Raw genomic sequence first — 24,294 nt, 5'->3', positions numbered from 1 at the left:
GACGCATGCAAGGGAACATCGGCAGGGCGCGGGAGCATGTGGGCAAGATCCTCAACGTCAACGACAACGAGGCCGCCCGTTATCTGGGCACCACCATGCTCCGCAGGGTCGGCCTCGAGGTCATCGAAGCGTCGAGCGGCATGGGCGCGCTCGAGATGGTCCACCGCGAGCTACCCGACGTGGTGGTGCTCGACGTCAAGCTGCCCGACATCGACGGCTTCGAGGTCTGCCGGCGCATCAAGGCGAGCCCACGCACCGCAGGCGTGAAGATCCTTCACACGTCGGCGACGTTCGTCTCGCTCGACAAGAAGGTGCAGGGGCTCGACATCGGGGCCGACGGATATTTGACGCAGCCCTTCGAGGCGACCGAGCTCGTGGCCACCGTACGCTCGCTCCTCCGCCTCGCCCAGGCCGAGCGTGAGCTCCGCGCGCGCGCCGATCGCCTGGCCGAGGCCGATCGCCGCAAGGACGAGTTCCTCGCCATGCTCGCGCACGAGCTGCGCAACCCGCTCGCCGCCATCACCGCCTCGCTGCCCATGCTCGAGCAGCGAGACGCCGTGAACCAGGGCGAGCGCCGCGCGCGCGAGGTGCTGCGCCGCCAGACCGTACACCTCGCGCGGCTCGTCGACGATCTGCTCGACGTCTCGCGCGTCACGCAGGGCAAGATCGAGCTGCGCCTCGAGCCGGTCGATCTCAAGAGCTTGCTCGCGCGTGTCGTGCTCACGACGCGCGAGCGCGGCACGAACCCGCGCGGCCAGACGCTCGCGCTCGCGCTGCCGGACACGCCCATCCAGGTCCGCGGCGACGTCACGCGCCTCGAACAGGTCTTCACGAACCTGCTCGACAACGCGAGCAAGTACACCGACGTCGGCGGGCACATCCGCGTGAGCCTCGAGCCTGCCTTCGTCGACGGCGTCCCGTTCGCGCGGATCAAAGTGCGCGACGACGGCATCGGCATCGCGGCCGACGCGCTCCCCATGATCTTCGGCCTCTTCGCGCAGGCCAGCGTGACGCTCGCCCGCTCGCGCGGGGGCCTCGGGATCGGGCTCACGCTCGTGCGCACGCTGGTGGAGCTCCACGACGGCGAGGTGGAGGCGCGGAGCGACGGCATCGGCTACGGCGCCGAGTTCGAGGTACGCTTGCCGCTGCTCGACCTCGCGGAGACGGGCGAGCGTGCGTCGCAGCGGGGGCTCGTGGAGCTGCGGCGGCGGCGCATCTGCATCGTGGAGGACAACGTCGACGCGCAGCAGGCGCTCGGCGATCTCTGCGAGATGTGGGGACACGAGGTCCATGCCGCCTCGGACGGGATCGCCGGCGTTGGCAAAGTGCTCGAGCTCCTGCCGGACGTGACGCTCATCGACATCGGCCTGCCGGGGATCGACGGATTCGAGGTGGTGCGGCGATTGCGGGCCGATCCGCGCGGCAAGGGCCTCTGGCTCGTGGCGCTCACGGGGTATGGCTCGCCCGAGCAACGAACGACGGCGCTGGCGGCCGGGTTCGACGTGCACCTCGTCAAACCGGTCGAGGTGCACAAGCTGCAGGAGCTGCTCGACGCGGGCCCGCCGCCCGCGCGGGCCTCGCGGATCTGATCCGGCCGAAGAGCGAGCGCCGCGGCCTCATTGTTGGGCCCGCCCTGGTTTTCCGTGGGCCCTCCCTTTATGCTCGGCGGTATGCTCTCGAAATTCACCATTACCGGGCTCACCCTGCGGGGCCATCTCGACGCGTTCAAAGCGGTCGACGCTCCGCGCACCATCTACACGAAGTACGGACTCGGCCGCGTGGGCCCGAGCGGGGAGTTCGAGTTTCACGAGACGTGCGCCGTCGACAAGCTCGCCATGGCGGAGAACGAGCTGTGTGCGCTCATCGGTCCGCAAAAAGCCTTCGAGATGGGCGTCGCGGGCATGAAGTACGCCGTGAGCCCGCCCGGCGTGACCGACATCGTCACGGCGATGCAGATGTTCGATGCCGTATATCATCTCAATCACATGGAGGACGGCGTCCCCATGTTCGATCCAGAGACGGGTACGATGCGCGACGGCATCGGTCATTACCGGTGCCTCTCCACCTCGCGGCACCGCGCCGTCATGGAAGTGGACGTGCCTTACCCCTGCGATTTCGATCGCGGAATCATGCAAGCCTGGGCGCGGCGGTTCGAGCGCACGGCGCTCGTCACGCACCTCGAGCCCTCGGTCTGCCGGAAACACGGTTCCTCGCGTTGCCGTTACGAGGTGAGCTGGAGATAAAGCCGCGCGGCTGGTTTTGCGTGGCGCATCCGAGGAGCACGAAAGCAGCCAGGCCCACGGCGCTGCGAGGGATGGTGTGCATGCGGCGCCGGCGCTACCATGCGGCGCGAGAAGAAGGAGCCCCTCATGCACACGCGTAAGCTCGGTCCCCTCACGGTCTCTGCCCTCGGCCTCGGCTGCATGGGCATGAGCGATTTCTACGGCCCCCGCGACGAGGCCGAGTCGATTGCCACGATCCACCGCGCGCTCGATCTCGGCGTGACGCTGCTCGACACCGCGGACATGTATGGCCCGTTCACGAATGAAGAGCTCGTCGGCCGCGCCATCGCGGGCCGGAGAAGCGAGGTCGTCCTCGCGACGAAGTGCGGAATCGTACGGGATCCGAACGACCGGAGCGTGCGCGGCATCAACGGCACGCCCACGTACATCCGGAATGCGTGTGACGCGAGCCTCAGGCGCCTCCGCGTCGACGTGATCGATCTCTATCAGCTCCACCGCGTCGATCCGAAGACGCCGATCGAGGATAGCGTGGGCGCGATGGCGGACCTCGTGAAAGCCGGCAAGGTGCGGGCGATTGGCCTGTCGGAGGCGAGCGCCGCGACGCTCCGGCGCGGGCACGCGGTCCATCCGCTGGCCTCGGTGCAGACGGAATACTCGCTCTGGACGCGGGATCCGGAGGACGACATTCTCGCCGTCTGCCGCGAGCTCGGCATCGGCTTCCTCGCGTACAGCCCCCTCGGCCGTGGCTTCCTCACCGGGCAAATCAAGCGCTTCGAGGACCTCGCGCCCGACGATTTCCGCCGCAGCTCGCCGCGCTTCCAGGGAGAAAACTTCCAGAAGAACCTCGACCTCGTGGCCAAGGTGGAGGCGATCGCCGCCGAAAAAGGCGTAAAAGCGTCGCAGCTCGCGCTCGCGTGGGTGCTCGCGCAGGGCGATTTCATCGTGCCGATTCCGGGCACGAAGCGCCGGAGCTACCTCGAAGAGAACGTCGCGGCCGAGGCCATCCAGCTTTCGGCGGACGACCTTGCGCGCATCGACGCGGTCATGCCCCGCGGCGCCGCCGTCGGGGCGCGTTACCCGGAGATGAGCATGCGCCTCGTGAATGCGTGATCGGCGCGCGTCTCCCGGCACCGGGCCGTCCTGGAGGTGGATTCGCCCTACAACTGCGATCTGGACCGCGGAATCATCCAGGCCTGGGCGCGTCGATTCGAACGCACCGCTCTCCTCACGCATCTCGAGCCCACAGTTTGTCGAAAAACACGAGCGCCGCGTTGCCGGTACGAGGTGAGCTGGAAGTAAAACGCGACGCGGACACAGAAAGGAGCTTCCCTTTGCTTCGATCCATCCTCGGTGCGACTCTTTTCCTCCTCGGCGCGGCGGCGTTCAGCGCCTGCGCTTCGAACGATCCCGATACGAACGGCACATCGTCCTCGGGCAGCAGCTCCTCGTCGAGCAGCTCGGGCACGGGCGGCGCGGGCGGCGCGGGCGGCGCAGGTGGGTCGGGCGGCACGGGCGGCGCAGGCGGATCCGGCGGCGCGGAACCGCTTTTCAAAGCCCCCGCCTCGTACGTCGTCGGCGCGGCCCTCTCTCCGCCCGTTTGGCTCGCCGCCGGCGACCTGGACGGGGACGGCGCGACGGACATCGTCACTGCCAATTCGTTGGGAGACAAGACCTACACGATTCTCCGCGGCAAGGGCGACGGCACCTTCGGCGGCCCGGAGACGCTGCCCGTGGACATGCAGACGATCGGGCTCCAATCCGTGGCCATCGGCGACCTCTCGGGGGACGGCAAGGCGGACATCGCGCTTGCGCATCTCAGCACGGTCTCGGTTCTCGTCAACAAGGGCGACGGCACATTCCCACCGCAGTCCATGAGTGCGAGCTACGAGGCCCTCGGCCAGGGGATGCACCTCGTCGTGCGGGACCTGAATGCGGACGGCCTCGGCGATCTCATCGTGCCCAATCAATCGGGCAGCGGCGTGCACGTGCTCCTCGGCAAATCCGACGGGACGCTCGCGCCCGCCGTCACCTATCCCGCCGGCACGGCGCCCATTGCCATCGCGACGGCCGATTTCGATGGTAGCGGCTCGCCCGACCTCGCGGTCGCCGCCTGGGATGACGTGAGGATCCTCCTCAGTCTGAACGACGGGACGTTCGTCGCCGCGACGGGCTACCCCGCCGGGAAAGGAACACGCGCCGTGGCGACAGGGGACTTCAATGGCGATGGCCACGCCGATATCGTCACGGCAAACGCGGAGAGCAATGACATGTCCTTGCTGCTCGGCAATGGCAACGGGAGCTTCCAGCCGGCCGTGCACCACCCCTCCGGCGGCGCCCCGATGGCCGTCGGCGTCGCGGACTTCGACGGCGACGGGCACGCCGACGTGGCCGTCGAGAATTTCACGACCTCCGACCTGTCGCTTTTCTTCGGCAAGGGCGACGGCACCTTCCAGCCCCTCCAGAAGATCCCGCTCGGCCTGAGCCCGAATGGCCTCGTGATCGACGATTTCGACAAGAACGGCCGCCCCGACATCGCCGTCGCCGATTACCAGGATCGCGACGTGCTCGTGCTCCTCAACGCCGGCCCCTGATCGCCCACGCAATGCCGCTCTGGAGCGTGCCGAGGGTGACGATCCCCTGAAGGTCCGCGCCGAGCTCCACGAGCGTCTGCGCGATGGCCGGGCTCATTCCCGTGAGCACGACACTCGCGCCGAGCAACTTCGCGGCCTGCGCCGCGTGAACGAGCGCGTGCGCGACGTGCGTATCGACGACACGGATGCCCGTCACGTCCAGGATCGCGACGGTCGCCTGGTGCCGCGTGATGCCATCGAGCAATGCATCGAGGATCTGCTGCGCGCGCCGCTCGTCGATCGTGCCGACCAGGGGCATGGCGACGACGTGGTCGGCGATGGGCAGGAGCGGCGTCGTCAGCTCACGAATCGTCGCTTCCTGCGCGACGATGATTTTCTCCTGCAATGCCGCGCGTGCCTCCTCCGCCTCCTGCTCGCGCGACATGTCGACGGCCACGGTGCCGACGCCGAAGACCTCGCCCTGCTCGTCCCGGATCGGAAACTTCACCGTCACGAACGTCTTTCTCGACCCGTCGGCTAGGGTCAGCGTGGCGACGAAATGCAGCCGCCCCTCCGTGACCGCGCGCCGATCCGCCGCATCCATCATCGGCGCATCCGCCGCCGAAAGCACGCTCGTCCCGAGACGCCCCAGCAATTCGGCCGACGAGCGGCCCGTGAACTTCGCGTATTCCTCGTTCACCAGGACAAACCGCCCCCCGAGATCCTTGACCAACATCAGGGCGGGCGTGTTGTCGAGAAACGCCCGCAACACGGCTTGCTGCGTCCAAGGGTCCTGCTCCATCCGCTTCGGCTCGGTCAAAGGGGCCGCGGCCCCCTCCACCTCGGCGAGCCTGCGACGTAGCCGCTCGACCTCCGCGCGCAGCTCGTCACGCTCGGCCTCGATTCCGCTCGCCCTCCCGGCGCCCTCGTTCATGACATTCCCCCGATTCTTCGACCCTACCCGTTCCCATGGGTAGCGTAAAGGACGCCGCACGTTCAGGACGCGTGAGGGCGACGGCGAAAACCGTGAGACAACCAACCCGTGAGCCGTCTGGATGGGGTGCGGATACTGTGGCGTCATCAGCGTGGGTACGTCGCGGCTTTCCATCAGAACGATCGAGCCTCCTCTCGCCAGCGGCGGCGGCGTGGTCGTCCGGGCCCTGCCCTTCGTCGGGGACGACGCCGTCCTGGTGGCGGCCGTTCGCGCGGGGAACCGTGCGGCGATCGCAGCCCTTTACGATAGGTACGAGGCCCACGTCATGCGGACGCTCGTCCGTGTGCTCGGCGCCGATCGCGATCTCGCCGATCTGCATCAAGACGTGTTCGTCCGCGCGCTCGACTCGATCGACGAGCTGCGCGACCCGGGCGCCTTGCGCGCCTGGCTCACCTCGATCGCCATTTTCACCGCCCGGACCTGCATTTTGCGCCGCTCGCGCCGATTCTGGCTCCGGCTCTTGCCGTGGTACGAGGTCCCCGAGGTGGAGGCGCCGCTGCCGAGCAGCGAGGTGACGGAGGCCCTTCGAGCCGCGTACACGATTCTCGATGGTTTGCCCGTCGACGAACGGATCGCCTTCGCGTTGCGTTTCATCGGAGGGATGGAGCTCACGGAAATCGCGGAGGCGTGTGGCGTCTCGCTCGCGACGATCAAGCGGCGGCTCGCGCGCGCCGAGGCCCATTTCACCGAGCAGGCGCGGGAGCACCCGGCCCTCTCGGACTGGATCGAAGGGAGTGCACGATGGGGAGCTCCGAAGAAGCGCTGATCCGGCTCGGCCGCAGGATCGCCGCGGAGCAGGACGAGATCCTCCGCCGCCGGGCGCCCGATGCCGCGGCGCGCGCTCGCCTCTTGATCGCGGACGCCGCACGGCGGGCTCCTCCCCCCCGACGGATCCGTAGACGGTTTGTTGGGGCTGCTCTCGGCGTGGCAGCAGCGGCGTGCCTGCTCGTGTTTTTCGTCGTCGGTCCGCGCCCGCTCACGTTTCGCGTCGGCGCTGGCGAAGAAGCTCATGCGGGGAAGGCCGGGGCCTTCATTGCAACGCCGCGAGGGCGCATGGTCCCCGTGGTCTTCTCGGACGGGACGAGCCTACGTATTCAACCGGATTCGAGTGTCCGGATTGCTTCCGTGCACCGGGCGGGCGGGCGCGTCGTGCTCGAAAATGGCGCGCTCGAAGCTTCGGTCGTGCACCACGACGGCACGCGCTGGCTCGTCGACAGCGGCCCCTTCGAGATCCTGGTCACGGGCACGCGTTTTCACGTCGCCTGGGATCTCGCCGCCGAGCGGCTCACGTTGCGCCTCGTCGAAGGCTCGGTCTCCGTCTCGGGTCCCATCCTCGGCGAAGGAATCGCCGTACGCGCCGGCGATACGCTGGAGGTGAACCGCAAAGAGGGGCGCTTCGTCATTCACCGGGACAACCACGAGCCACACGAGGCGCCGGACATCCCACAGAATGCGGCAGAGCCGCCGGATCCCCCTGAAAAACCCCCGGAGCTGCCGCCGCCTGCGCCGAATGTCCCGCGCGCCGCGCCGCCACGCAAAACGACGCTTCCGCCCGCGCCGCCGGGCCCCTCGTGGCGTGATCTCGCGGCCTCGGGCAAATACAAGGACGCGCTCGAAGCAGCGGACCGCGAGGGGCTCGACGCCATTTACGAGGGAGGAAGCGCGGCCGATCTCCGCGACCTCGGCGACGCCGCGCGCCTGACCGGGGACGCGGCGCGCGCCGTGGAAGCGTTCTCCGCGCTGCGACGGCGCTTCCCGGCCGACGAGCAAGCCGCCGAGGCGGCTTTCCTCCTGGGAATCATCGCCTTCGACAAACAGGGCGCGCACGCGGAGGCTGCGAGCTGGTTTTCCACGTACCTGCGCGAACGCCCGCGCGGGAGGCTCGCCCGCGAGGCTGCGGGGCGGCTCCTCGAAGCGCGGCTGCGATCCGGCGACAAGGCGCTCGCCCGCGAGGCAGCGCGCGCTTATCTGCGTGATTTCCCAGGTGGCCCTCACGCCGAGGTGGCTCGGGCGGCGGCGGGGGACGAATGAAGGCGGCCGCGCTTTGCGTGTTCCTCGCCGTGTTTTGCTTCCCCCTCGCTGCTGCTCACGCGAGCGGCGCGCCACGGATCGTCGTCGTCGCACCCGCCAAGGACGCGGGAATCGCGGTGCGCATCCGGGCCGAGCTCGAGGCGCTCCATTTCGAGGTCCTCGACGTGGAGATGGAGGCAGAGCCGCCGGCGCGCGAGCCGCTGGAGGAGGCCGCGCGCAAGAGCGACGCGGTCGCGGCCGTGCGTATCGTTCCGTCGAGCGCCGGCGTCGAGGTGTGGATCGTCGATCGAATGACCGGAAAAACCGTGCTGCGCGAGCTCGTCGCGGAAGACGAGCCTCCTCACGGCGGCAGCGCCACGATCGCGCTCCGGGTGGTGGAGCTGCTCCGCGCGAGCCTCATGGAGCTCGACGCGCCGCGGCCCCCACCCGGCGAGGTCGCGCCGCCTGCGGTCATTCGGGAGATCCTCGCCCCACGCCGCGCCGAGGCGCCGCGCGCCGCCGCCGCTCGCGACAAACGGCCTCTCCTCACATTCGAGCTCGGGCCTTCCATGCTGATGAGCCCGGGAGGCATCGGCCCCTCGGGGCTCCTCCATACCTCCCTGCACATCCAGCGGCCGAGCGAGCGATTCGGGATGAGCGCCTTCGTGTCGATCCCGGTTGTCCCGGCGAACCTCCTCGGCCCCGAGGGCACGGCGACCGCGCGTTTTGGCCTGCTCGGCGCGGGGCTCCGCGGGTCCTTCGCGCCGCACGCCGCCGCGTGGAACGTGAACGTGGGCGCCGGCCTCTCGGCGGTCCTGCTCCATTTCGAGGGCCGCCCGGAGCGCCCGTATGCGGGTGCGAGCGAGACGCTCTTCACCTTCGCGCCGTACCTTCGTGCGGGGCTCGGCTACGCGGTGACGCCGCACCTTCGGCTTCGAGCGGACGTGCTCACCGGCGTGACGGTCCAGCGGCCGGTCGTGAAATTCTCGGGTCGCGTCGCGGCGACCTGGGGTTTGCCCTTCGTCGCTCCCTCCCTCGGCGCCGAACTCTCCTGGGATTGAAATAAAAATATCGGCGACGTGAGCCGTGCCGACGGGCTCCGGAGACTGTTCGGGGGAGAGGTGCTCATGTCGCTACGAAATGGTTTGCGAAGAGGTGCGTTCGTCCTTTCGATGGGCCTCGCAGGTCTCTTTTCCGCCGCGTCCGGGCTCCTGCCCGGCTGCAACGTGATCGTCGCCGAGCCCATCCAGACGTCGAGCGACGTCGGGAATCCGTGCATGCCCTTCGTCGAGCTCGACGCCCGATTCGCGGGTTCGAAGATCACGGAACGCAACATCGTGACGAACGACTTCCAGCAATGCGAGACGGGGATCTGCCTGATCAACAATTTCCAGGGCCGCACGAGCTGCCCGCTCGGGCAACCCGAGCCGACCCCGTGCACGGGCCCCCTCGACACGAGCTGCGGCCCGGACCAATCGTGCGTCGAGTCGGGCGTCGTCCCGATCCCTTGTGATCCCCAGGCGGCGGACGGAGGCGCCTCGCAATGCGCGAACTACGGCGGTGCATGCAACGCGGAGCGCGGCTCGTGCGAATGCAGCGCCGACGACCATTGCCCTCAGGGCACGACGTGCGACACGGCCGCCAAGCAATGCAAGAAGTACGTCTGCCACGTGCCCGGGAGCTGCCAGAGCGCCTACGCGAGCGAGCTCGAAAACGAGGGCAAGAGCTGCTGCGTACCCGACGCGGACGCGCCGGTCTCGGCGGCCGTGTGTGGCCAGTGCGAATCGCGCCCTCCCGAGCGCGCCGTGTATTGCTCCTGCCGCTGCGGCCCCGCGGAAGGAGCCCCGGACGAAGGGAACTATTGCGACTGCCCGGATGAATTCGAATGCAAGGAACTCGTCCCCTACGTCGGGCTCGGTGATACGGCGGGGAAGTATTGCATCAAGAAAGGAAGCGCGTGGGATGGCCTGTGCGGGGCCGTGCACGGGTACTTCGACCCCGCCGCCTGCAAGGGTATCGGTTTTCCCTGAGCCTTCCGTTTCTTCATCCCCGCCCGCCACGTCCACGCGGATGCGCTCGGTCGAAGGGCACGCCGTGTCGCCAGGCCTCGCTCGGCACGTCGCCGTGCTCGGGTTTGTCCGCGCGATCGCCGACGAGCCCCGTCGCCGGCCTGTCGCCCTCGTATCCGGTCTCCTGCACGTGCTCCTGGGCGAGACGCTCGCTCTCGACGGTCTCGATGTCCTGCCGGACGCCCTGCTCCGTGGAGGTTTCGCCCTTCGGCTTGCTCGGTCCCTGGTTCTGATTTGCCATCGGATGCACCCTCCCGTCGTGCATCTCGGGCCGCCCCGCGCCCGCGGCAAGCCTTCCGCCCCGGATCGTCACCCGCAGCCCGCGCGGCGCCTCCGCTTCGAATCGAAGCTCGAACCCTGCGCGCCGACAAACCTCGCTCGTGATCGCGAGCCCGAGTCCCGAGCCGCGTGGATCGCGCCGGCGCGCCTCGTCGGATCGAAACGTCCGTTCCCCGAGCCGCGGAATCTCCGAAGGCAAGACACCGGGCCCGTCGTCGACGACCGTGAGGCAAAATCGGGCGTCGGGCTCGATTCGCAGCACGACAGCCACGTGCCCGCCGCGCTCCCCATACGAGACCGCATTCTCCACCAAATTGCCGATGGCCTGCTCGCACGCCACGGGATGACATCGGACGAGCACGGCCTCGTCCGGGACCGCGTGCCCGAGGGCAATGCCACGCCGCCGGGCCAGCGCCGAAAGCCGGGCGACCACGCGCTCCGTGGCGTCCACGAGATCCACCCCGCCCTCGCTGGCCACCGGATCCGCGCCCTGCTCGAGCTCGGCCGCGAGCCGCAGATTGGTCACGAGCCCCGCGAGGTACACGCAATCCCGCAAGGCGCCCGCGAACACCTCGGCCTGCACCGGATCCGTCGTTGCATCGGCCGCCTGCTCGACCGCGAGCTGGAGCGAGGCCAGCGGCGTCCGTAAATCGTGCGCGACGTCCGAGAGGTGCCGTTCGAGGTCCTGCCGCCGCTGCAAGAGCCTCGCCGCATCTTCACGAATACGCGCGTGAGCTCGATCGAGCGCGGCGGCCACGCGGTCGAGCTCGTCGTCCCCCGCGCGCCGCGCCGGCGCGTATCCACTCGGATCCCCGACCCGCGTGGCCGCACCATACAGGCGACGCACCCGCCACGACAGCGGCCGCACGACCAGGAAAAACCCGAGCGCCGCCGCGGCCGCCGTGGCCCCGAGCACCCCGACGATGCCGGCGAGGAGCACGCGCGGCTCGGGCGGTCGCGCCGGCCATACCGCTTGCAGCACCGCGCACGGCCCCTCGTTTGCCGCGCGAAACTGCGCGAGCCCGCCGCCTCCCGTCCACGGGGCCACGAGCTCCCCTTCGACGGCCCCACCCACCGGGCCGAGCCGCGCATAAAGCGCTCGGTCGAGCGGCGGAGCGTCTGGGTTTTCCGATACGAGCGTCCGGGCATCATACGCATAAATCCGAGGCCCATCAGGCAGCCCCGCCGACCATTCCTCCGGCCGCTCCTCGCAGCGCACCTTGCGCCGGGCCGAGGATCGTTCGAGCCATTTTCCCATCACCTCGGCCGCCATCCGCTGCGTCGCATACCGGGCGGCCAGCGCCGCGCTGAAAAGGCCCACGCCGCCGCTCAGGACCGACACGATCAGGATCCGCAGGGAGAGATTGCGCAAAAGCTTCATGTCTCGGCCTCCGGCGGCTCGAATCGATACCCGATCCCCCACACGGTCACGATCGCCGCGGCCGCGCCCTCGCCGAGCTTCTTGCGGATCCGCGCGACGTGCGAGTCGATCGTGCGCGCGTCGCAAGGTTCGAGCGAGGACTGTGCCCCCTCGGCGAGCTGCTCGCGCGGAATGGCCCGGCCCGGGCGCTCGACCAGATACGCGAGCACGTCGAGCTCGGCGCGCGTGAGCGGCAGCGTCGCCTCGCCTTGCCGCGCCACGCGGGCGTCGAGGTCCACCGTCACCCCGGAAAACCGTACACGCCGCCGCGGCGCCTCCGCCCGCAGGCCGAGGTGCAGGCGAATCCGCGCCACGAGCTCCTCCAGGAAAAATGGCTTCGGCAGGTAATCGATCGCCCCGAGCTCGAACGAGCGCAGCCGGTCGGGCAGATCCGTGCGCGCCGTCAAAACGATCACGGGGATTCGCCGCCTCCGCCCGAGGTCTTCCAGGATTTCGAGACCGGAGCGTTCGGGCAACATGAGGTCGAGCACCACGAGGTCGAAAGCGCCGCGGATCGCCGATTCGAGCCCGGCGCGACCGTTCGTCGCGAGCTCCACCAAAAACCCCGCGGCGACGAGCCCACGCACGAGCCCGGCAGCGACGCCGGGATCATCCTCGACCACGAGCACGCGCGTCGTCATGCCCGAGGGGTACCACCCGCCGCGCGCGCGCGGGAGACAATCTCGCGCGCCTCCACCACCCCTCAACATCTCGCAGGCACGATGTCCGCATGGATCGATATCACGGCGCACGCGCGGCGCTGCTCGCCCTGATGAGCGCGGGGGCGGTCGGCTGCTCGAACGCGGATGCAGAGAGCTCTTCTTCGTCTCCCGGCGCTCCTCCGACCTATTACCGGGACGTCAAACCCGTCCTCGACGCGAAATGCGGCGGCTGCCACCTCGCGGGCGGCATCGGGCCCTTCGCCCTCACGACGGCGGAGGACGCGGCCATGCGCAAGGACGCGATCGTGGCCGCGGTGCAAAGCCGGCGCATGCCTCCCTGGCCGCCCTCGCCGGATTGCGCCGAGCTCGCACACGACCCGTCGCTCACGGATTCGCAGATCGACACCCTCGCGCGCTGGGCGAACGCGGGCGCGCCGCTCGGGGATCCGAACGATTTCGCCCCGCTGCCGGGGGATACGGGCACGCTTTCCCGCACGGACCTCGAGCTCCCGATGCCCGAGCCCTACACGCCCACGAAGGGGCCGGACGATTATCGTTGCTTCGTGATCGACTGGCCGTACGACACGACGAAATTCGTCACGGGCCTCGGCATCACGCCGGGCAATGATTCCATCGTCCACCACGTGGTCGTGTTTTACGTGAAAGAAAATGCCGTGCCGACGTACGACGCCTACGACGCGGCGGATCCGGGCCCCGGGTATACCTGCTTCGGTGGGCCGAAAGGAGACAACGCTTCCATCGACGGGCCCTCGGGATACGGGATCCTCGGCGGATGGGCGCCGGGGTCGTTCGGGCGCGATACCCCCGCGGGGACGGGCATCGAGGTCCCGCCCGGGGGTAAGGTCATCCTGCAGATGCATTACAACACCTCGCATGGCACGCCGGAGCCGGACCGGACGAACGTCGCCTTGCGGCTCGACGATACCGTGGAGATACCCGCCTTTTCGATGCCCTGGCTCAACCCCGCGTGGCGCAATCCGGGCGGCATGGTCATTCCCGCCGGCGAGCCCGACGTGGTCCACACGTTCGAACAGGACGCGGCGACCGCCGTCGCGCTCTTCACGAAGGGCGCGCTGCCCGCGGACAAACCTTTCACGTTGCACACCGTCGGTCTGCACCAGCATCTGCGCGGAAAGAGCATCTCCATGTCGCACACTCCGTCCGGGGGCGCCGAGGCGTGCCTCGTCGACATCCCGAAATGGGATTTCCACTGGCAATCGCCGTACACCTTGCTCGAACCGCTCCGCATCCAGCCCGGCGACAAGCTCCGGATCGAGTGCCACTATGACAACTCGGCGGCGAACCAGCCTCTCGTGAACGGCGTCAAGATGCCCCCCGAGGACCTCGAATGGGGCGAGGGCACGAACGACGAGATGTGCCTCGGCTGGTTCTACGTCACGCAATGATCAACGGGGCGCCCGCCGCGCCCCGCGGAGCCGCGGCAGGATGTCCGCGAGCCGCTGCCCGAGCGCCACCGCCGCCGGATCCCGGAAGCGGACGTGAAAATGCGTCGCGTGCCCCCAGGCGTGGCGAATGATCGTGTCGCGCTTCGTGGGGGTCGGAAAAACGTCCTCGGGCGGCCGCTCGCCTTCGGGCAGGGTCGCGACGTGCGCATGCAAGAGGCGCTGAATCGAGACGTCGATGAAGATCATCTCGACGTTGCCTCCCTCGATCAGCGCCCGCACGAGCGCCCAGGTCCGCGCCGCGTCGAGGTTCTGCGCCGTGGCGCGCTGGTACCAGGTCGCCTGCGATTTGTAGTAATATCCGATGTCCGCATCGAGCCCCGATTGATGGCTGCGGTGGGGCTTGAGCCAGCCGCCGCGCTCGCGGGCGATGTCGCCGACGTAGAGCCGGGGTGAATCCGGAAAACACCGCCGCACCTCCCGCACCGCGCGCTCGATCGAACGAATGACGAGCTCCGTGCCCCAACCATAGCCGCCTGCGCGCAGAATGCCCTCGGAATCCTTGAGTTCCACACCGCCGAACAACAATCCCCGCGTGGGTGAACCTACCGATGCCGAGCCGAGCGCCTCGGGTTTTTCCTTGGCGAGGCGAAAGAGCTCCGTCGCGGGCGGAGGCTCGACCACGCGCACCTCGATCGCAGGCTCCGGCGCGCAACGCGCAGGCACGGGCGGCGCCTCCGGCGGGCTCGCGGCCGCGGGCGCGTCGCTCGGCGCGGGAGCGAGCACGGACGCGACGCCCGGCAGCGATCCGATCCGGAGCGCGGACGTCACCGGCGCGGCGGACGCCCCTTCGTTCGTGCTCGAACGCGCCCCGCGCTGCGCGGCGCCGATCGCGATCGACGCCGCAGCGACGATCACGATCGCGGAGCCCAGGGCGCGCGGGGGCACGGACCTCACGCCTTCATTCTACGACGAAAACGCGGCGGGGCAGCCACTTCGTGGCACGGCAGATGTTGTGAGGTCCAAACGACGTGGTTTACAGTATCGACCTGTCCGTTCTCCAGGGAGGTTCCATGACACGCGCACTCTCCATCACGTTGCTTTCGTGCTTTCTCGCGTTCGCCACTGGCTGCGGCGACAGCGCCGATCCGGAGCCGGACGAGGCAAACCCCTTCGAGGGCACGTACAAGGTCACGAGCCACACGAGGGACGAGATGGGCTGCACGGGGCCCGGAACCGACGTGACGGGTGGCGACACGTTCTTCCGCCTGACCGAAGAGCTTCTGTTCGGCACGCCCTTCCTCGCCTATCGCGCGTGCACCGACGCGACCACGTGCGAGGAGAGCGCCAATCTCTTCGAGAGCTTCATCAACGAGGGGAACGGCTGGGTCCGCCACATCGAGACCGCGTCGGGCACCACCGACATCTGCGCGCTCACGCTGATCGAGGGCCCGCTCGTCGAGACCGAGACGGGCTTGCGCCTGGAGAGCCGCACCCACTCCGCCGACGTCATGCTGAGCATGAACGAGGAGTGCGACACCGACCTCGTCCAGTCCCGGCGCGACGAGCTCACCTGCACGGCGATCGAGATCCTCGTCGCGGACAAACTCTGAGCATGTCCTACAAAACTCTCCTCTACCGCACCGAGGGCCGCATCGCGCGGATCACGCTGAACCGCCCCGATCGTCGCAATGCCATCACCGACGAAATGCCCGGGGAGATCCGCGCGGCCGTCGAGCGGGCGAACGACGACGACGGCGTCCACGTCCTCGTGCTCGACGGCGCGGGCGCATCGTTTTGCGCCGGCTACGACCTCGCCCTCTTCGCGGAGGGCGAGGGTCGCACCATCGGCATCCAGAAAATGCCCTGGGATCCCATGCTCGATTATCGGCTCATGAAGCGCTTCACGGACGACTTCATGAGCCTGTGGCGGAGCTACAAACCCACGATCTGCAAGGTGCACGGTCATGCGGTCGCCGGCGGCAGCGACATCGCGCTCTGCTGCGACCTCGTGGTGATGGCCGAGGACGCGTTGATCGGCTATCCGCCGGCCCGCGTGTGGGGCTGTCCCACGACGGCGATGTGGGTGTATCGCCTCGGGGTCGAGGGCGCCAAACGAATGCTGCTCACCGGCGATCTCGTGAACGGCGTCGAGGCGAAGGCCATGGGGCTCGTGCTCGACGCGGTGCCGGCCTCGGGGCTCGACGCGCGTGTCGAGGCGCTCGCCGAGCGCATGAGCGGCGTGCCGAGAAACCAGCTCATGATGCAGAAGCTCTTGATCAACCAGGCCTACGAGAACATGGGCCTCGCCAATACGCAGATGATCGCCACGCTCTTCGACGGCATCACCCGGCATTCACCGGAGGGGATGTGGTTCAAGAAGATGAGCGAGGAGCAAGGCTGGAAGGCCGCGGTCACGTGGCGCGACAGCGGTCGACCGATCCCCTCGATCAAGGATCCCGACGAAGGACAGGGCTGACCGAGGTCAAGCGGCGGCGGCTTCGCGCGCGAGCCCTTCGCCGAGTTTGTCGAGCCCGACCTTCGTCCCGTGCTCGCGCCCCTCCGGCGCGTCGTGCCCGTCGAGGAACGCGCCCTGCTCGGTGAACACGAACCGCGTCCCTTTGCCCTCGGCTTTCAGCTCGATCGTCACCAGCGAGACCGAGATCCGCGTCTCGTCGCGGTGCATCTCGTACGTGTAGACGATTCGCTGGTTCGGGACGATGTCCTGATAACGGGTCTCATTCGTATAAATCGGCCCCCCTTTGGGCCCCCCTCGATACATCTCGCGGCCTCCGACGCGGAAATCGAGCTCGTGCGTGGCGCCTTCGTGGCAGCCGAACCACTTTTGCTTCTCCGCCGCCGTCGAGAAGGCCGCGAACACGCGCGCCGGGGAGGCCGGGTAAAGCCGCTCGATGACGAAGGTCGTATGCGTGACGGATCGTTCGGTCATGGTTCATTCCTTCGGGTCGGGTTCGTCGGGGTGCGCGGCGAGGTATTCGCCGAGCCGATCGAAGCAGCGCTCCCAGCTCGCTCGCCTTTCGGCGATCCATCGCTCGGCCGTCCGCAGCGCCGCGGGCTCGAGCCGGCAGGTCCGCACCCGCCCGGCTTTCTCCGAGCGCACGAGGCCACTCGTCTCCAGCACCGAAAGGTGCTGCATCACCGCCGGCAGCGACATGGAAAGCGGCTCGGCGAGCTCACTCACCGAGGCCGGCCCACGGCTCAACCGCTCGATCATGATCCGACGGGTCGGATCCGCGAGCGCCTGGAACATACGATCGAGGGACGCGCTTTGGTTAAGCACGTGCCTAAGTATCGCCGCCGACCCGGGGTTGTCAAGAAATAGTTTGGCAAACGGTTAAGTGTTCTGCCGGACAGACAAAAAAATTTTGGGGGCGTGTCGATCTGGGCTCCCTTCGGTCGTCGTCACGATGAAGCCCAGCCGGGGAGCCCAGCCCGAGCAAGCGGAGAGAAGGAGAGACGACCATGCGATTCATGATTTGCGCCGCCCCCGATCCGAACGCCCCGAAGACCGAGGGAGCTCCGCCGAGCGACGAGCTCATCGCGGCCTACATGAAGTTCAACGAGGACCTGACGAAGGCCGGCGTGCTCGTGACGTCCGAGGGCGTGAACCCGGGCAGGCAGGGCGCGCGCCTGGGCATCAAGGACGGAAAGCGGGTCGTGCTCGACGGGCCGTTCGTCGAGACGAAGGAGCTCGTCGGCGGGTTTTACCTGATCGACGTGAACAGTCGGGAAGAGGCCATCGAATGGGCCCTGCGCTGCCCTACGGGGATCGGCCACGACGACATCCTCACCATCCTGCCGATGACGAACGCGGAGGACATTCCGCCCGAGATGATGGCCATCGTCGAGAAGGCGGCCCCGACGTGGCTTCGAACGTTCTGGAAAAAAAAGTAGAGGAGCTTGTCGATCCCAACGGCGCTCGTTCGACGTGTAGCTGAAGTCAAAAAGGAGAGACGACGATGAAGTTCATGATTCTGGTCAAGGCCACCCAGGACAGCGAAGCCGGCACGCTTCCCAGCGAGGAGCTGCTCGCGGCGATGATGAAGTACAACGAGGAGCTGGTGAAGGCCGGCGTGATGCTCGCGGGCGAGGGGCTGCACCCGAGCTCGAAGGGCGCCCGCGTGCAGTTCTCGGGGGCGAACCGGACCGTGATCGACGGGCCCTTCACCGAGACCAAGGAGCTCGTCTCGGGCTTCTGGATCTGGCAGGTGCGGTCGAAGGAAGAGGCGATCGAGTGGGTCAAGCGGATGCCGAACCCCATGTACACGGACAGCGAGGTCGAGATCCGGCAGGTGTTCTCGCCGGAGGACTTCGCGCCGGTTGATCCCACGGGCGAGTGGCGCGCGAAGGAGGCGGAGCTCCGCGCCGCGGAGGAGCAACGCGCCGGCAAGAAGTGACGGGGGCAAACCCAGGGGTTTGAGCCCCAAGCGTTCGCCGACCTTGCGCGGGCGGAGGAAGATGCTCTGATCCGCCTCCGTGACGGCCACAGCGACGCACCGGGCGATCGACGCAGTCTTCCGGATCGAGTCGGCGAAGCTCATCGCCGGGCTCGCTCGGATCGTGCGAGACGTCGGCCTCGCCGAGGAGCTCGCGCAGGACGCGCTCGTCGCCGCGCTCGAGCGGTGGCCCGCGTCGGGCATCCCGGAAAACCCGGGCGCCTGGCTCATGGCCACCGCGAAGCACCGCGCGATCGACGTCATGCGCCGGAGCAAGCGGATCGAGCGCAAGCACGAGGAGATCGGCCACGCGATCGAGGCCGATCAACAAGCCGCCGCGCCCGACCTCGAAGCCGCGATCGACGAGGACGTGGGCGACGATCTCCTCCGCCTCGTGTTCACCGCCTGTCATCCCGTGCTGTCGACCGAGGCGCGCGTCGCGCTCACGCTGCGCCTCCTCGGCGGCCTCACGACCGAGGAGATCGCGCGCGCGTACCTGGTCCCGGAGCCGACCGTGGCCCAGCGCATCGTCCGCGCCAAACGCACGCTCGCCGAAGCGAAGGTCCCGTTCGAAGTCCCGCGCGGCGAGGAGCTCGCGGCCCGTTTGTCGTCGGTGCTCCAGGTGATTTACCTGGTCTTCAACGAGGGGTATTCGGCGACGGCCGGCGACGACGTGATGCGGCCCGCGCTCTGCGAGGACGCGCTGCGCCTCGGCCGCATCCTGGCCGAGCTGCTCCCGAAGGAGCCGGAGGTCCACGGGCTCGTCGCGCTCATGGAGATCCAGGCGTCACGCGCGCGGGCGAGGGTCGGGCCTTCGGGCGAGCCGATCCTCTTGCTCGATCAGAACCGCGCGCGCTGGGACCAATTGCTCATCCGCCGCGGCCTCACGGCGCTCTCGCGCGCGGAGGCGCTCGGGGGCGCGCAGGGGCCGTACGCGCTGCAAGCCGCGATCGCCGCTTGCCACGCGCGCGCGCGCGCTGCGGAGGAGACGGACTGGATCCGCATCGCGGCGCTGTACACGGCGCTCGCGGAGATCACGGGCTCGCCCGTGGTCGAGCTGAACCGCGCCGTCGCGTTCTCGATGGCGTTCGGCCCGGCCGCGGGGCTCATGCTCGTCGACACGTTGGTCTCGGAGCCCTCGCTCGCGAGTTACCACCTCTTGCCGAGCGTACGCGGCGACCTGCTCGCGAAGCTCGGCCGCGATGCCGAGGCACGCGTGGAGTTCGAGCGCGCCGCGTCCCTCGCGCGAAACACCCGCGAGCGCGCCCTTCTGCTCGAACGCGCCGCCGCCTGCGCGCGCGCCTCGGCTCGCACGGATTGACCCAGGAGACGCCCATGTGCCGGAACATCAAGACCCTGTTCAACTTCGAGCCCCCCGCCACCGAGGAGGAGATCCGCGCCGCGTCGCTGCAGTTCGTCCGCAAGCTGAGCGGCTTCAACAAGCCGTCACGGGCCAACGAAGCCGCGTTCGACAAAGCCGTGGAAGACGTCGCGGCCGTGGCGCGCGTGCTCATGCAATCCCTCACGACGACGGCGGAGCCACGGGATCGCGACATCGAGGCAGAGAAAGCGAAGGAGCGCTCGCGGCAGCGATTCCAACGCGATTGAGTATTTTTCCTGTTTCGGCATTACGCCCCGGACATGAGGGCGCAGGCGTCGTGCTCTCGTCTCGTGCCGGCGCACGTGCTCTGGCACGATGCCCTCATGCGAATCACCGCTCTCCTCGCCTGCGCCCTTCTCCTCACGGCATGCGAGCGCGGTGGTCCTTCGGGATCGCCCGCAGGTTCCACGGCCGCGCCGCCCCCCAGCTCGGCCCCGCCGGTCGTGTGGACGGCCCCCTCCGCCTCGACCGAGCCCGCCGCCGCGGCTCCCACGCCGAGCGCGAGCGCGGCCCCTTCCGCCGCAGCCCCCGCCGCGGCGAGCGCCGAACCGCCGGATGCGGGCGCGCAGGATGCTGCCCCGCTCGCGGATCCGAGCCGCCTCACGCTCGACGGACGCGCCACCCAGGGCGGGCTCCTCCGCGCGAAGCTCGACGGGAAATTGCGCAAAATGGCCTTCCCCGGGCATCGCGCCATCGTGAGCGACGAGGGTGATTTCTTGATCGCCTTCGGGCGCAACGCGCCGAAGCAGGAGAAGATGACGATCACGTTCGAGGACGGCCAGGTGCTCGAACGTGTCTTCGACGTGGAGCAACGCACGTTCGAGACCGACAAGATCGACAACCTGCCGAAGGACATGGTCGAGCTCGACATGCCCACGCGGGTCAAGCTCACGCAGGCCGAGCAAAAGCTCGACGCGATCCGGAAGAAGTACACGAAAAAGACCTGCTTCAAGGAGAGCTTCATCTGGCCCTCGAAGGGCAAGGTGACCTCGCGGTACGGGCAGCCGCGCTTGCTCAATGGCACGGACGGCGGGATCCACTGGGGCGTCGATATCGCGGTGCCCACGGGGACGCCCGTGCGCGCGCCGGCCTGCGGCACGGTGGTGTTCGCCGAGAAAAACCTGCCTCTGAGCGGGGATACGCTCATCATCGATCACGGGCAGGGTTTGACGTCGACCTTCATCCACCTGAACGGCTTCGCTGCCAAGGTGGGGGACGAGGTCAAGCAGGGTCAAACCGTCGCGCGCGTCGGGATGACGGGCCGCACGAATGGGGCGCACCTCGATTGGCGCATGAACTTTTTCGAGGTCCGGATCGACCCCGAGCTTCTGGTCAGCGAGAAGTGACCGTCACCGCTTGGGAAAACGCGTGCGGAGGTCGTAGATGACCTTCTCGACGTTCGGGTTCTGAGGAAAACACGCGCGCCCGAGCGTCTCCAGCACGAGGCGCGCGCGGAAGTCGCCGTCCTTCTGCGCGCGGTCGAGCAGGCCGAGTTTGTCCACGCACTGGGCATTGCGGAGGTCGAGCGCGATGCGCATCGCCGGCGACGCCTTGGCGAGCCTCTTTTCATCCTGCAGGAGCTTCGACGCGGCCACCGCGATCGGCGCCTTTCCTTGCCCCTCGACGAACGCATAGAGCATGTCGAGCCCGTCGCTGCCGAGGTCGTCGGCGAAGAGCTGGAGCAGCTCCGCGTCCGCGTTTTCCCGCGAGAGCTGAATGGCGAGGCCCTGCACGAGCTGCGAGAATTCGCGATCCTTGAACGCCTCCGGCGCGCCTTTGCCGAGGTCGACCACGACACGGCTCGCGCCTCTCCAGTCCTGGAACCGGAATGCGTCCTTGAATTTTTTCTTCGCCGCGTCGATGGCCTCCGCCGACATCGTGGACGCAGGAGCAGCGGCAGCGGACACCGCCGGCTCGGGCGCGGCCGACGCCGCGGGCGCGACCTCGGTCGGCGTGGCCGCGGGCGCGGGGGGCTTCGGCGCGGCCGTCGCCGTCGCTGTCGCCGTCACCGTCGTTTGCGGCGCGACCGACGTCGTCGTCGCATTCCGCTTCTGCATCACGAGGGCCGCATACGCAGCGCCGCAACCGAGCGCCACGCCGACGATCACGGTGAGCACGGCGGACGTCGACGATTTCTTCTTTTTTGGAACGGACGGCGTCGGCGCCTCCGTCAGCTCGATTTCGTCGGCCACCGGCGCCTCGGCCGCTTTCTCCGCCGGTTCGGCGGACAGCGGCATTGCCAATGGCAAAATGGGCTTCGCCGCGGACGCCACCGGCTTCGAGACGGGCGCCTCCGTGCCTTCCGAGGGCAACGTCGGCGCGGCCGGCCTTTGCGACGGCACCGGCGGTTTTTGCGACGGCGTCACCGGGGGCGGCCTTTGCGACAGCGAGGGCGGCCGCATCGAGGGGACCGACGTGCGCATGCTCGCCTCGCCGTCGTATCCCTCGCTCATCGGGGGCGCATCGTCTTCGCCCTCGGCCGGAGGGCCCATCTCCCACAATGCTTCGTCGATCGCCGCGGCGAGCTCCTGCCCGGTCTGATATCGATTCGCCGGGACCTTTTCGAGTAGCTTCCGCGCGATCGCCTCGAGCGGCGCGGGCGCCGTCACGCCTGGGCAGCGCTCGGAGATCGGCGGCGGCGGCTGGAACCGGTGCTGCATGAAGAGCTCGACGGGGTTCACCGCGGTGAACGGGTGTTTGCCCGAGAGCATCTCGTAGAACATCAGGCCGACCGCATACAGATCGCTGCGCGCGTCCACCGCGTCCATGCCGTCGGCCGCCTCGGGCGAGAGATACGCGATCGTGCCGAAGATCGTGCCGGCGACGGTGAGGTTGCCGTAGTCGTCGTCGTCGCCGATCGAGGCGCGCGAGTCCTGCCGCTCTCGCTCGCCCGCGGAGAGCTCGTTGACCTTCACCTTCGCGAGGCCGAGGTCGATGATCTTCACGGTCTCGGCCGGGCCGTCGACGACCATGATGTTGCGGGGCTTGAGGTCGCGATGGACGATGTCGAGGCGGTGGATCGCGTCGAGGGCCGAGGCGAGCTGCCGCGTCAAGCGCGCGGCGCGGCGCGGCGGGAGCGGGCCGTCTTGCAAGAGCTGATGGAGCGTCTTGCCCTTGACGTACTCGATGACGAGGAAGTAGCTCCCATCGGGCAGCTTGCCGAAATCGGTCGCGCTCGCGACGTTCGGGTGCTGGATGTGCGCGCCGGCGATCGCCTCCCGCTCGAAACGCTTGACGAGCTCCGGGAGGTTTTCCGTCTCCGGGTGAAGGATCTTGATCGCGATGCGCTTCTTCAGCAGCAGGTGTTCGCCGCGGTAGACCGCGCCCATCCCGCCCATCGCGATGAGCTCGCGGATGCGGTACCGATCCGAGATCACCCGGTCGATCATGCCGCGTGCGCGGTCTTGCGCTGCCCGGTCCGCCTGCGATGTGCCGCCTTGGGGTTGCTTGGAGGTCATGTCGGGAGCGAGATCGAGCGAGTGGATCGACCTCGGAGATCGAGGTCGCGGATACGGTACCTGCTCGGCGCGCGGGCGCCTAGAGGGATCGATGTAGGGCCGCCGCCTCGAACGATTCCGCCACGCCGGGAAGGCTTCCCGACCAGCCAACCTCGGCCTAACATCGGCGCGCACGCCATCGCGCCATGCACGCCAATACCACCACGCCCCTCTTCGGCTCCCTCCTCCTGTCGGCCTTCGTCGCCGCCTGTGCGAGCGCGCCGCATCCCGAAGGGCCAGAGGCCGCGAGCGCGAAGGCCTCGCCATCGCGTATGGCGCAACGCAGCGCGCCCGAATCCTCCACGGGCCCCGGCGTCGCCGCAAACCCGCCGAGCGCGCCGCTTGCGAGCGATACTCCGAAAGGCGCGTTCCGGGGCGCGAGCCCGTTCGAGGCGCCGCCCTCGGGGCCTCCGCCCGCGCTCACGCCGACGCCCCCGCGCCCGCCGGGCACGGATCCGACGCCGGAAAGCACGGCGCGGGCCACGGCCGCATGCAGGGCGATCAAGGACTGCGGCGTCTGCAACAACTGGGGATACTGCGGGTTCTGCCTGTCGACGAACCAATGCGTCCCTAAAGACCGCAACGGACCCTACCCGGGCACCTGCGCGTCCGGCTTTTCGCCGTCGGATTGCCCGATGTCGCTTTATCTTACCGCGGAGGAGACGAACATCCGCGAGCGCCTCGGAAAGCTCGTCGGCACGCTCTCGCCCGAGGGCATGCCGCTCGACCGCAAGGCCGAGAGCCCCGCGGTCCTGCGAATCCCCGTGCATCGCGGACGCTGTTATGGGCTCGTCTTTCGAGGCAGCTACGACGTCGACGGCTCGATCGACGCCGAGGCCGCTGTGGAGGCGAAGTTTTTCGATGATGGCGGACTCTGGGTCCCCGTTTATCGCGAAACCTCGGCGATCACGCCATTTTGCCCCCAGGAAGACGGGCGCATCGTCCTCCGCGTGACCCCCCGGAACACGACACGCGGGACGTGGCGCGCCCAGCTCTTCAGCGCGCCGATCACCGAGGAGGCGCTCGAAGCGCAACGGGAGCGCTACGAGGCCGAGCGCCGCGCCCTCGCGCTGCGATATTCTTGCAGCTACTGCGCGCGGATGCACCTCGGCTGTTTTCTCTCCGGGGAGCCGCAGTGCGACGCCCGGTACGTGGTTTGTCTGGGCGCGTTCGGCTATACGCCCGACGATTGCGAGCGCGGGGACGTGCCCAGAAAAAAACCCGAGCCGAAGCCGCTCGAAGCGCAAAAGGTTTGCTCACCCGACGAGCCCAAAGGCTGAGAGAAAAA

General features: G+C 68.5%; 24 protein-coding genes. 17 read left to right on the top strand and 7 right to left on the bottom strand.

Features of this window, described 5'->3' with window-relative positions:
- Positions 1-5 precede the first annotated feature (5 nt).
- The 4 genes from QHF84_RS23800 (at position 6) to QHF84_RS23785 (ending at position 4,834) form a co-directional block, all read left to right on the top strand.
- Positions 6-1,589, top strand: a complete 1,584-nt coding sequence (locus QHF84_RS23800) for a response regulator (protein ID WP_281315683.1) — start codon at positions 6-8, stop codon at positions 1,587-1,589.
- A gap of 54 nt (positions 1,590-1,643) precedes the next feature.
- Complete coding sequence (locus QHF84_RS23795; RefSeq protein ID WP_281315682.1) at positions 1,644-2,243, top strand: hypothetical protein; 600 nt, start codon at positions 1,644-1,646, stop codon at positions 2,241-2,243.
- A 126-nt stretch (positions 2,244-2,369) separates the two neighbouring features.
- The gene (locus QHF84_RS23790) at positions 2,370-3,353 is read left to right on the top strand and encodes an aldo/keto reductase (protein WP_281315681.1); all 984 of its coding nucleotides are present in this window, start codon (positions 2,370-2,372) and stop codon (positions 3,351-3,353) included.
- A gap of 221 nt (positions 3,354-3,574) precedes the next feature.
- Positions 3,575-4,834: a VCBS repeat-containing protein gene (locus QHF84_RS23785; protein ID WP_281315680.1), complete on the top strand. Its 1,260-nt coding sequence runs from the start codon at positions 3,575-3,577 to the stop codon at positions 4,832-4,834.
- Here the strand turns inward: QHF84_RS23785 and QHF84_RS23780 are convergent.
- Positions 4,818-5,747 carry a PAS domain-containing protein gene (locus QHF84_RS23780; protein WP_281315679.1) on the bottom strand — a complete coding sequence of 310 codons (930 nt, stop codon included), beginning with the start codon at positions 5,745-5,747 and terminating at the stop codon, positions 4,818-4,820. The two genes, QHF84_RS23785 and QHF84_RS23780, sit on opposite strands and share 17 nt — an antisense overlap.
- A gap of 151 nt (positions 5,748-5,898) precedes the next feature.
- Here QHF84_RS23780 and QHF84_RS23775 point away from each other — a divergent pair, with 151 nt between their 5' ends.
- From QHF84_RS23775 to QHF84_RS23760, 4 genes are all read left to right on the top strand, one after another.
- A complete protein-coding gene (locus tag QHF84_RS23775; protein ID WP_348652874.1) occupies positions 5,899-6,573 on the top strand; it encodes an RNA polymerase sigma factor in 675 nt (224 codons plus the stop codon).
- Complete coding sequence (locus tag QHF84_RS23770; RefSeq protein WP_281315678.1) at positions 6,549-7,838, top strand: FecR domain-containing protein; 1,290 nt, start codon at positions 6,549-6,551, stop codon at positions 7,836-7,838. Before QHF84_RS23775 ends, QHF84_RS23770 begins: the two co-directional genes overlap by 25 nt.
- Positions 7,835-8,878 carry a hypothetical protein gene (locus QHF84_RS23765; protein WP_281315677.1) on the top strand — a complete coding sequence of 348 codons (1,044 nt, stop codon included), beginning with the start codon at positions 7,835-7,837 and terminating at the stop codon, positions 8,876-8,878. The genes QHF84_RS23770 and QHF84_RS23765 overlap by 4 nt, the downstream gene beginning before the upstream one ends.
- A 66-nt stretch (positions 8,879-8,944) precedes the next feature.
- Positions 8,945-9,847: a hypothetical protein gene (locus QHF84_RS23760; RefSeq protein WP_281315676.1), complete on the top strand. Its 903-nt coding sequence runs from the start codon at positions 8,945-8,947 to the stop codon at positions 9,845-9,847.
- Positions 9,848-9,860: 13 nt separating this feature from the next.
- Here QHF84_RS23760 and QHF84_RS23755 read toward each other — a convergent pair whose 3' ends face one another.
- Together QHF84_RS23755 and QHF84_RS23750 are read right to left on the bottom strand one after the other, a co-directional pair.
- Positions 9,861-11,546 carry a HAMP domain-containing sensor histidine kinase gene (locus tag QHF84_RS23755; RefSeq protein ID WP_281315675.1) on the bottom strand — a complete coding sequence of 562 codons (1,686 nt, stop codon included), beginning with the start codon at positions 11,544-11,546 and terminating at the stop codon, positions 9,861-9,863.
- A complete protein-coding gene (locus QHF84_RS23750) occupies positions 11,543-12,226 on the bottom strand; it encodes a response regulator transcription factor (RefSeq protein ID WP_281315674.1) in 684 nt (227 codons plus the stop codon). The genes QHF84_RS23755 and QHF84_RS23750 overlap by 4 nt, the downstream gene beginning before the upstream one ends.
- Positions 12,227-12,315: 89 nt before the next feature.
- Between QHF84_RS23750 and QHF84_RS23745 the strand changes: the two genes are divergently transcribed.
- Positions 12,316-13,674, top strand: coding sequence for a monooxygenase (locus QHF84_RS23745; RefSeq protein ID WP_281315673.1), 1,359 nt, complete (start codon positions 12,316-12,318; stop codon positions 13,672-13,674).
- Here the strand turns inward: QHF84_RS23745 and QHF84_RS23740 are convergent, their stop codons facing one another.
- Positions 13,675-14,628 carry a penicillin-insensitive murein endopeptidase gene (locus QHF84_RS23740; RefSeq protein ID WP_281315672.1) on the bottom strand — a complete coding sequence of 318 codons (954 nt, stop codon included), beginning with the start codon at positions 14,626-14,628 and terminating at the stop codon, positions 13,675-13,677. It abuts the gene before it with no gap.
- Positions 14,629-14,744: 116 nt separating this feature from the next.
- On the opposite strand from QHF84_RS23740, the gene QHF84_RS23735 reads away from it, so the two are divergent.
- Together QHF84_RS23735 and QHF84_RS23730 are read left to right on the top strand one after the other, a co-directional pair.
- On the top strand, positions 14,745-15,284 hold the full coding sequence (locus QHF84_RS23735) for a hypothetical protein (RefSeq protein ID WP_281315671.1): 540 nt from the start codon (positions 14,745-14,747) through the stop codon (positions 15,282-15,284).
- A 2-nt stretch (positions 15,285-15,286) separates the two neighbouring features.
- Complete coding sequence (locus QHF84_RS23730) at positions 15,287-16,150, top strand: crotonase/enoyl-CoA hydratase family protein (RefSeq protein WP_281315670.1); 864 nt, start codon at positions 15,287-15,289, stop codon at positions 16,148-16,150.
- A 6-nt stretch (positions 16,151-16,156) separates the two neighbouring features.
- On the opposite strand, the gene QHF84_RS23725 is transcribed toward QHF84_RS23730, so the two are convergent.
- Together QHF84_RS23725 and QHF84_RS23720 are read right to left on the bottom strand one after the other, a co-directional pair.
- Entirely contained in the window at positions 16,157-16,621 is a 465-nt protein-coding gene (locus QHF84_RS23725; protein ID WP_281315669.1) for an SRPBCC family protein, read from the bottom strand.
- A 3-nt stretch (positions 16,622-16,624) separates the two neighbouring features.
- Positions 16,625-16,972: a metalloregulator ArsR/SmtB family transcription factor gene (locus QHF84_RS23720; protein WP_281315668.1), complete on the bottom strand. Its 348-nt coding sequence runs from the start codon at positions 16,970-16,972 to the stop codon at positions 16,625-16,627.
- Between the two features lie 182 nt (positions 16,973-17,154).
- On the opposite strand from QHF84_RS23720, the gene QHF84_RS23715 reads away from it, so the two are divergent.
- From QHF84_RS23715 to QHF84_RS23695, 5 genes are all read left to right on the top strand, one after another.
- Positions 17,155-17,586: a YciI family protein gene (locus tag QHF84_RS23715; protein WP_281315667.1), complete on the top strand. Its 432-nt coding sequence runs from the start codon at positions 17,155-17,157 to the stop codon at positions 17,584-17,586.
- A gap of 65 nt (positions 17,587-17,651) precedes the next feature.
- A complete protein-coding gene (locus QHF84_RS23710) occupies positions 17,652-18,089 on the top strand; it encodes a YciI family protein (protein WP_281315666.1) in 438 nt (145 codons plus the stop codon).
- Positions 18,090-18,168: 79 nt separating this feature from the next.
- Entirely contained in the window at positions 18,169-19,449 is a 1,281-nt protein-coding gene (locus QHF84_RS23705; RefSeq protein ID WP_281315665.1) for an RNA polymerase sigma factor, read from the top strand.
- A gap of 14 nt (positions 19,450-19,463) precedes the next feature.
- Positions 19,464-19,736, top strand: a complete 273-nt coding sequence (locus QHF84_RS23700; RefSeq protein WP_281315664.1) for a DUF2277 domain-containing protein — start codon at positions 19,464-19,466, stop codon at positions 19,734-19,736.
- Positions 19,737-19,832: 96 nt separating this feature from the next.
- Positions 19,833-20,855, top strand: coding sequence for a M23 family metallopeptidase (locus tag QHF84_RS23695; RefSeq protein ID WP_281315663.1), 1,023 nt, complete (start codon positions 19,833-19,835; stop codon positions 20,853-20,855).
- Positions 20,856-20,858: 3 nt separating this feature from the next.
- Here QHF84_RS23695 and QHF84_RS23690 read toward each other — a convergent pair whose 3' ends face one another.
- Positions 20,859-22,967 (bottom strand): serine/threonine protein kinase, encoded by a 2,109-nt coding sequence (locus QHF84_RS23690; RefSeq protein WP_281315662.1) that lies wholly within the window; start codon positions 22,965-22,967, stop codon positions 20,859-20,861.
- Positions 22,968-23,152: 185 nt separating this feature from the next.
- Here QHF84_RS23690 and QHF84_RS23685 point away from each other — a divergent pair, with 185 nt between their 5' ends.
- Positions 23,153-24,286 carry a hypothetical protein gene (locus QHF84_RS23685; RefSeq protein ID WP_281315661.1) on the top strand — a complete coding sequence of 378 codons (1,134 nt, stop codon included), beginning with the start codon at positions 23,153-23,155 and terminating at the stop codon, positions 24,284-24,286.
- The last annotated feature ends 8 nt before the right edge of the window (positions 24,287-24,294 follow it).

The organism is Polyangium sp. y55x31, from assembly GCF_029946505.1.
Classification (GTDB): Bacteria; Myxococcota_A; Polyangia; order Polyangiales; family Polyangiaceae; genus Polyangium.
The sequence above is the reverse complement of the archived record's forward strand: the minus strand, read 5'-3'. Positions and strand labels throughout refer to the sequence as shown.

Bases quoted from the DNA above. Each gene is read 5' to 3' on its own strand.
- QHF84_RS23800 (WP_281315683.1), top strand. From the start codon at position 6: ATGCAAGGGAACATCGGCAGGGCGCGGGAGCATGTGGGCAAGATCCTC.
- QHF84_RS23790 (WP_281315681.1), top strand. From the start codon at position 2,370: ATGCACACGCGTAAGCTCGGTCCCCTCACGGTCTCTGCCCTCGGCCTC.
- QHF84_RS23780 (WP_281315679.1), bottom strand. From the start codon at position 5,747: ATGAACGAGGGCGCCGGGAGGGCGAGCGGAATCGAGGCCGAGCGTGAC.
- QHF84_RS23770 (WP_281315678.1), top strand. From the start codon at position 6,549: ATGGGGAGCTCCGAAGAAGCGCTGATCCGGCTCGGCCGCAGGATCGCC.
- QHF84_RS23765 (WP_281315677.1), top strand. From the start codon at position 7,835: ATGAAGGCGGCCGCGCTTTGCGTGTTCCTCGCCGTGTTTTGCTTCCCC.
- QHF84_RS23760 (WP_281315676.1), top strand. From the start codon at position 8,945: ATGTCGCTACGAAATGGTTTGCGAAGAGGTGCGTTCGTCCTTTCGATG.
- QHF84_RS23755 (WP_281315675.1), bottom strand. From the start codon at position 11,546: ATGAAGCTTTTGCGCAATCTCTCCCTGCGGATCCTGATCGTGTCGGTC.
- QHF84_RS23750 (WP_281315674.1), bottom strand. From the start codon at position 12,226: ATGACGACGCGCGTGCTCGTGGTCGAGGATGATCCCGGCGTCGCTGCC.
- QHF84_RS23745 (WP_281315673.1), top strand. From the start codon at position 12,316: ATGGATCGATATCACGGCGCACGCGCGGCGCTGCTCGCCCTGATGAGC.
- QHF84_RS23735 (WP_281315671.1), top strand. From the start codon at position 14,745: ATGACACGCGCACTCTCCATCACGTTGCTTTCGTGCTTTCTCGCGTTC.
- QHF84_RS23730 (WP_281315670.1), top strand. From the start codon at position 15,287: ATGTCCTACAAAACTCTCCTCTACCGCACCGAGGGCCGCATCGCGCGG.
- QHF84_RS23725 (WP_281315669.1), bottom strand. From the start codon at position 16,621: ATGACCGAACGATCCGTCACGCATACGACCTTCGTCATCGAGCGGCTT.
- QHF84_RS23715 (WP_281315667.1), top strand. From the start codon at position 17,155: ATGCGATTCATGATTTGCGCCGCCCCCGATCCGAACGCCCCGAAGACC.
- QHF84_RS23710 (WP_281315666.1), top strand. From the start codon at position 17,652: ATGAAGTTCATGATTCTGGTCAAGGCCACCCAGGACAGCGAAGCCGGC.
- QHF84_RS23700 (WP_281315664.1), top strand. From the start codon at position 19,464: ATGTGCCGGAACATCAAGACCCTGTTCAACTTCGAGCCCCCCGCCACC.
- QHF84_RS23695 (WP_281315663.1), top strand. From the start codon at position 19,833: ATGCGAATCACCGCTCTCCTCGCCTGCGCCCTTCTCCTCACGGCATGC.
- QHF84_RS23690 (WP_281315662.1), bottom strand. From the start codon at position 22,967: ATGACCTCCAAGCAACCCCAAGGCGGCACATCGCAGGCGGACCGGGCA.
- QHF84_RS23685 (WP_281315661.1), top strand. From the start codon at position 23,153: ATGCACGCCAATACCACCACGCCCCTCTTCGGCTCCCTCCTCCTGTCG.